Raw genomic sequence first — 6,000 nt, 5'->3', positions numbered from 1 at the left:
AGTTCGGTCCCTATCCGGCGCGGGCGTAGGATATTTGAGAGGAGCTGACCTTAGTACGAGAGGACCGGGTTGGACTGACCTCTGGTGTACCGGTTGCACTGCCAAGTGCATGGCCGGGTAGCCAAGTCGGGAAGGGATAAACGCTGAAGGCATCTAAGCGTGAAGCCCCCCTCAAGATGAGATATCCCATAGCATAAGCTAGTAAGACCCCTGAAAGACGATCAGGTGGATAGGTTAGAGGTGGAAGTGCAGCAATGCATGCAGCTGACTAATACTAATAGGTCGAGGGCTTGACCTAGAATTAGATGAAATCAAGGAAATGTGTAGTTTTGAAAGTACAAGCAGGACTAAAGATAGAAATATAAAAGGCTTTAATTACCGAAATAAGGTAGTTAAAGCCTTTTATTATGACAATTATTTTGAATTGGATTTGCCATTACATTTGCTTATTCAGAAATGCCGCAGGCCTTAATAGAGAAGCTTCTTGAAATTTTCTATGTCTTCCTTGGTACAATCTGCTTTATTATATCTGGCTTTTTCGTAATAGTAGGCTAAAGCTTCTGTCTTTTTATCCGCTTCTATATCTGCAGAAGAATTATCTGAAAGAATATATCTGGATAATTCCCAAGGAGTGGCTGACACCTTAGGAGGCTTTCCCTTTTTGGAAAGAACCGCCTTGTAGAATGCTCTTCGGATTTTATCGCTATTCGTCTGATTCCAGAAACGAAAAAAGCTGTTTTTATTGACAATAGACTTATTCTTTATTGCTTTTTCTCTTCTATCGAAGGGGGAAATAAATTCGGTATTATCTTTAAAGAGGCTTCGTTTTTCCTTATAAAATGCCTGGTAAAGCTTATATATAGCATAGGAGATAAGTGCAATGGTACCTATGATTACTGCTGCAATTAAAAGGGTAGTTATGAGATTCTGAATAAATTCCCAAAGGGGAGAAGGAGTATTTTCGGGAACCTTAATATGTTTGGGAATGGGAACTTTTTTCGGAGCGTTCTCCTGTGTTTCCTCTATCTTGGAAGAAGCTTCCGGAAGGAGTGACAGCACCATTCTAATAAGCTTTAGCAACCCTTTTTGGATAGAGAGCAATAATTCCTTTAAAGGCAATTTGGTAAAGAAAAACATGTTGGCAAAAGACAAGCCTAAAAAGAAAATAATTATGGTATGGTTAACTGTTTTTATTTGTTTTAGGGGAACATTACTGGTTTCCTGCTGCAGGCTGAAATAATGCTCAAAGTTTATAAGGTAACTGTTAATGAAAAAAAGCAGTATAAATGTGACTGTCAGCCCAAAGAGAAGGTGAGTTAGCTCCGGGAATCGCAGCTGGTAGTTTATCACATACAAAAGGGCAAAAACCAGCAATAAGGATGGAGTTACATTTTTTCTTGCCATTTCTTCTTCCCTTAGTCTTTTTACCAGGCTGTAAATAGTAACAGCAAGCATAAAGAATGCGCATAGAAGTTTCCCTATAGTTGAAGGAACAAGAAAGATTAGTATAAGGATAAGAAGAAAATGAAAAAGTAAAAAGGCCCAAATATGCTTTGCATAGCGTTTAATATAATAAGAAAGCAGTGCACCTGAGAGAGAAAACAGAAAAAGAAGGAAGGGCGCAGCATTGCTTTTGGTTATCAGCAGTATGGTAAACATCATTGCATATATTGTGAGGAAACCGAGAATTAAATTAATAATGTCGATTGTTACCCGATAGATTCTATTATTCATATTTATACCCATTGTATATTGCAGGCAAGCCTGCGATACTGCCGCAAATAAAAAGGAGTGAAAAAATCATATTGTGGCAACCTTTCTTTTTCTAAATTTTCTTTCACTCTTGTACCCATTGCATACCGCAGGCCTGCCCGCAGACTAGTCTGCAGTATTGTAATCCCATCGCGGCATTCTTTCCATGCTTATATTTTTCTTTCAATCTTCACCTTATTTCTGCGCCGCTTTTGCGCATTTTAACGTGTCTAAGCTGTCATCCAGATAATAGTCTTTGATTTTAATTCCTCTTTGACGGTTACAATAACATCCTTGTTGATAGGAAGAATCCAGAAGAAATCTATTTTTCTTGACGTCATATCACATAAAAGCTTTTGAAAATCCTCTTTCTGATAGGTAGAAAGAAAAATAATGTATTCATTTTTTACTGTCATACATTCATCTCCAAGACAGGAGACAAAGGGCAGGGCTGAATTTGAAGTATCAAGCAGGCTTAATGATTTGTTAATGGAATCCAGATGATGGATACCGGAACCAGCCTGTATGACCTCATTGACCTCTCCGGAGATGTTCTTACAATTGGTCAGAAGTGATACCGGAATACCCTGTGCCAGGAATTTCTCGGATAAAGTGCTTGCCAGGCGTATGCTCTCTTCCTCTAGGTCTTCCTGTCTTAATGCGGTTTCCCGTTCAAGATTTAATAAAAGTTTTACCTGAAAAGAGGAGGTATAGTTATAGGCGTTTACTTTCAGTTCACCTGTTTTTGAGGAGGCTTTCCAGTTAACAGATTTTAGGGCATCATAGGGCTGGTATTCTCTTATACTTCTGAACTCAAAAGGGTCTTCATTTGTGAAACGCTTTGTAAGGACAGTACCAAGCATTGTTTTAAATACCTGTTCAAAGGGCAGTGCAGCAACGGTTTTAGGATATACATAAAGAGTCAGGTGTTGGGGATAGTCCATAACCATTTCTGATGAAAGAAAGAGGTTAGAACAGATAATGTCTGTTCTGTCGACAGTGAAATATCCCCTGTGTTTGCATTGAAAGGGAAGCTGTCTGGTAAACTTTTGATACATCATAAGGGATATAACATCGCTGCGGTAATAATTATCCGTAACGGTTGCATTTTCCATCCCTGGAAATTCAAGATATTTGGAAGTTCTAAATTTAACCTTCAATAAGGGAAGCGGCAGTAATTTACGATTTGTCACCGTTTCTACAAGTGTAAGAGAATTTCCTTCTACAGCTGTATCCTTATTGAAGGTTAACTCTATGGACAAGTTTTTAGCCCACCATTTTTGGTAAAGGTATTTTTGAAACAGGTATAGAAGAAAAGCGCCTAAAACAGCGGCAAGCAGACTCATGACAACTCCTTTCGTGAATATCGAACCGTTGATTTGATATTCCTGAATACGTAGTTGAAAAATGTATCACATTTTTCAAACTACTTCCCTGAAAAGTTTTCGGTAGGTACGGGGATATCCTCTAAAATACTTGAAAGAATATCTCTGGAAGCGTCAATTCTTTGGAAAGAGGTCTTTAGCATCAGGCGGTGAGAAAGAACGAAAGGAGCAATATAACGGATATGTTCCGGAATCACATATTGAAAGCCTTTTATAGCGCTGTAGGCTTGTGCAGTCCTTAAGAAGGAAAGACTTCCTCTGGGACTTACGCCCAGCGCGATGTCATTATGGTTTCTTGTTTTTTGCACAATTGATACCATATATTCCATTAAGGAGGGATGAACATAGATATCTTTAATATCCTCCTGCATTTTTAAGAGCTCTTCCCCGGTACAGACAGGCATAAGATTTTCAAGAGGGGAAGCTTTGATAAAACGGTTTAATAAAAATACCTCGTCTTCTAAGGTGGGGGATCCCATAGACAGCTGCATTAAGAATCTGTCCAGCTGAGCTTCCGGCAAAGGAAAAGTGCCGGCTGTTTCAATAGGATTCTGGGTAGCAATTACAAGGAAGGGCTTCTTTAATATATAGGTCTTTCCATCAATTGTAAGCTGCCTTTCCTCCATACATTCCAAAAGGCTTGACTGGGTTCTGGGTGTTGCCCTGTTGATTTCATCCGCTAATAGAATGTTTGTAAGCACCGGGCCTTCCCGGAAGATAAAATCTCCCTCTTTCTGATTATAGTAGTTAATCCCTGTGATGTCAGAAGGAAGGAGATCCGGTGTAAATTGAATACGTTTAAAGTCAGCCTTTAAAGATTTTGCCAGGGACTTTGCAAGCATTGTCTTTCCTGTACCGGGAACATCCTCAAGAAGTATATGGCCGTTTGCTAAGAGCGCCGTCACCACAAGGTCTATAATGTCTGATTTTCCTACAAGTACTTTTTCAATATTTTCTTTTATTGCATTTACCGTCTGTTGTAAATCCCGCATTTTTTTACTCCTTTTATATAGTTTTTTAACAAGCATTATTGATTACCGGCATAAAGCGGCATTTATTTTTGATACACCCTATTATTGATTGTAGCATAATGGAAATGAAATTCAATATTCAAGATTGTTCTTTTGTTTTCAATTATGCTATGCTATAATTGCAGGAAGGAATATTTTTGTTAAATTTGGAGCCGGTGTGTCAAAGAAGAGTGTTTTTTATCCGGCTGCCGGAAAAGGGCAGTTAATCTTGAGAGGAAGGTAAATGTTATGATATGTAAATCCTGCGGGAGAACGATAGAAAACGCAAATGCTAATTTTTGCGATTACTGCGGAGACTCTTTAAGAGAGCAAGGCTTCCAGAATATTCAGGCACTGAACGTACATCATGATGAGACGGAAGTGAAAGAAGGAGAAAAGCCGGTGACCTTTGGTAATTGGCTTGGCAGTATGCTGCTGTTCTTTATCCCCTTTATCGGTGCTGCCATATATATTACAATGCTGATATACTGGTCATTTTCAGAAAAGATTGCAAAAAGTAAACGGGATTGGGCAAGAGCAGCATTAGTTATTGTGTTTCTATTTATTTTTCTCGGGGCTATTTATCTTGATTTTGTAATACAGCAGCTTGGAGCCCGTGGAATTGATCTTAACAGCTATATTCGTCAGTTTTATGGAAACTATTAGACACAGGGCTGTGAGACCCTAAGTTTATAGCAATGAATCGCTGCCATGAAACTATATGGAAACCAGCCCTGTTGTTATAATAGTTAACCTTCTAGAATCTCATCAATCGTACGTAATTCATCTTCTGTAAAGGAAAGATTCTTAAGTGTTTCTACGTTTTCTGTAATCTGTGATGCCTTGCTTGCTCCAATTAAAGCAGAGGTGATTTTACCATTTCTTAATACCCATGCCAAAGCCATTTGAGCCATACTCTGTCCGCGTTCTTTTGCCAGTATATCTAATTTTTGGACCTTTCTTACGGCTTCCTCCGTGACGGAATCCGGACGAAGGAAAGGACTGTTTGGATCGGCTGCTCTGGAATCCTTTGGAATACCTCCCAGATATTTATTTGTCAAAAGTCCCTGGGCAAGGGGACAAAAGGCAATACTTCCGACACCGTATTTGTCCAGTACGGGTGTGAGCTCATTTTCTACCCAACGGTTAAACATATTGTAGTTTGGCTGATGGATCAGAAGGGGAGTTCCGAGCTCCTTTAATATCTTAATTGCTTTTTCTGCCTGCTCTCCGCTGTAGTTGGAGATTCCTGCATACAGCGCTTTACCGGAGCGGACAATCTGGTCAAGAGCCCCCATGGTTTCCTCTAAGGGAGTATCGGGATCTGGTCTATGGTGGTAGAATACATCTACGTAATCTACACCAAGACGCTTTAAGCTTTGGTCAAGGCTGGATACGAGGTACTTTTTGCTGCCCCATTCGCCGTAAGGGCCTGGCCACATATAATAACCTGCCTTGGAGGAGATGATAATCTCATCACGGTACGGCTTTAATTCGTTCTTTAGAATCTTTCCGAAGTTTTCTTCTGCAGAACCGGGAACCGGACCATAGTTATTTGCCAGGTCAAAGTGGGTAATTCCGTGGTCAAACGCGGTGGTGACCAGACTTACCATATTATCGTAAATATTTACGGAACCAAAATTGTGCCATAACCCGAGGGAAAGGGCAGAAAGCTTTAAGCCGCTGTTTCCGCAGCGGTTGTATATCATGGTTTCATAACGTTTCTCATTGGCTTGATACATATTCTTAGAACACCTCAATTCATTATAATTATTTAGAGGGAGTTTGTATTGTTTCTTAATGTCTGCATCTATATGATACATTTATTTTGTGCAAAGGGGATAAACTCCTCC

Annotated in this window: 5 protein-coding genes and 1 rRNA gene; 2 read left to right on the top strand and 4 right to left on the bottom strand. The window is 39.6% G+C overall.

Translation table 11 applies throughout. The features are described 5' to 3' along the window. Positions 1-298, top strand: a 23S ribosomal RNA gene (locus BUF11_RS08375); the annotation flags it as partial. A gap of 170 nt (positions 299-468) precedes the next feature. Here BUF11_RS08375 and BUF11_RS08370 read toward each other — a convergent pair. From BUF11_RS08370 to BUF11_RS08360, 3 genes are all read right to left on the bottom strand, one after another. Then, a complete protein-coding gene (locus BUF11_RS08370) occupies positions 469-1,734 on the bottom strand; it encodes a hypothetical protein (RefSeq protein ID WP_175562015.1) in 1,266 nt (421 codons plus the stop codon). A gap of 248 nt (positions 1,735-1,982) precedes the next feature. Beyond that, positions 1,983-3,098, bottom strand: coding sequence for a DUF58 domain-containing protein (locus tag BUF11_RS08365; RefSeq protein ID WP_073588367.1), 1,116 nt, complete (start codon positions 3,096-3,098; stop codon positions 1,983-1,985). Positions 3,099-3,178: 80 nt separating this feature from the next. Next, on the bottom strand, positions 3,179-4,129 hold the full coding sequence (locus tag BUF11_RS08360; RefSeq protein ID WP_073588366.1) for an AAA family ATPase: 951 nt from the start codon (positions 4,127-4,129) through the stop codon (positions 3,179-3,181). Between the two features lie 267 nt (positions 4,130-4,396). Between BUF11_RS08360 and BUF11_RS08355 the strand changes: the two genes are divergently transcribed. Then, on the top strand, positions 4,397-4,813 hold the full coding sequence (locus BUF11_RS08355) for a zinc-ribbon domain-containing protein (protein WP_073588365.1): 417 nt from the start codon (positions 4,397-4,399) through the stop codon (positions 4,811-4,813). 83 nt (positions 4,814-4,896) lie between these two features. On the opposite strand, the gene mgrA is transcribed toward BUF11_RS08355, so the two are convergent. After that, positions 4,897-5,889 carry an L-glyceraldehyde 3-phosphate reductase gene (gene mgrA, locus BUF11_RS08350; RefSeq protein WP_073588406.1) on the bottom strand — a complete coding sequence of 331 codons (993 nt, stop codon included), beginning with the start codon at positions 5,887-5,889 and terminating at the stop codon, positions 4,897-4,899. Positions 5,890-6,000 lie beyond the last annotated feature (111 nt).

Origin of the sequence: Anaerocolumna xylanovorans DSM 12503 (genome assembly GCF_900143645.1) — a bacterium.
In the GTDB taxonomy this organism is placed as follows: Bacteria; Bacillota; Clostridia; order Lachnospirales; family Lachnospiraceae; genus Anaerocolumna; species Anaerocolumna xylanovorans.
This window is presented reverse-complemented; position numbering and strand designations above follow the sequence as displayed.

Excerpts from the sequence above, each read along its gene's own strand:
- BUF11_RS08370 (WP_175562015.1), bottom strand. The coding sequence starts at position 1,734 with ATGAATAATAGAATCTATCGGGTAACAATCGACATTATTAATTTAATT.
- BUF11_RS08365 (WP_073588367.1), bottom strand. The coding sequence starts at position 3,098 with ATGAGTCTGCTTGCCGCTGTTTTAGGCGCTTTTCTTCTATACCTGTTT.
- BUF11_RS08360 (WP_073588366.1), bottom strand. The coding sequence starts at position 4,129 with ATGCGGGATTTACAACAGACGGTAAATGCAATAAAAGAAAATATTGAA.
- BUF11_RS08355 (WP_073588365.1), top strand. The coding sequence starts at position 4,397 with ATGATATGTAAATCCTGCGGGAGAACGATAGAAAACGCAAATGCTAAT.
- mgrA (WP_073588406.1), bottom strand. The coding sequence starts at position 5,889 with ATGTATCAAGCCAATGAGAAACGTTATGAAACCATGATATACAACCGC.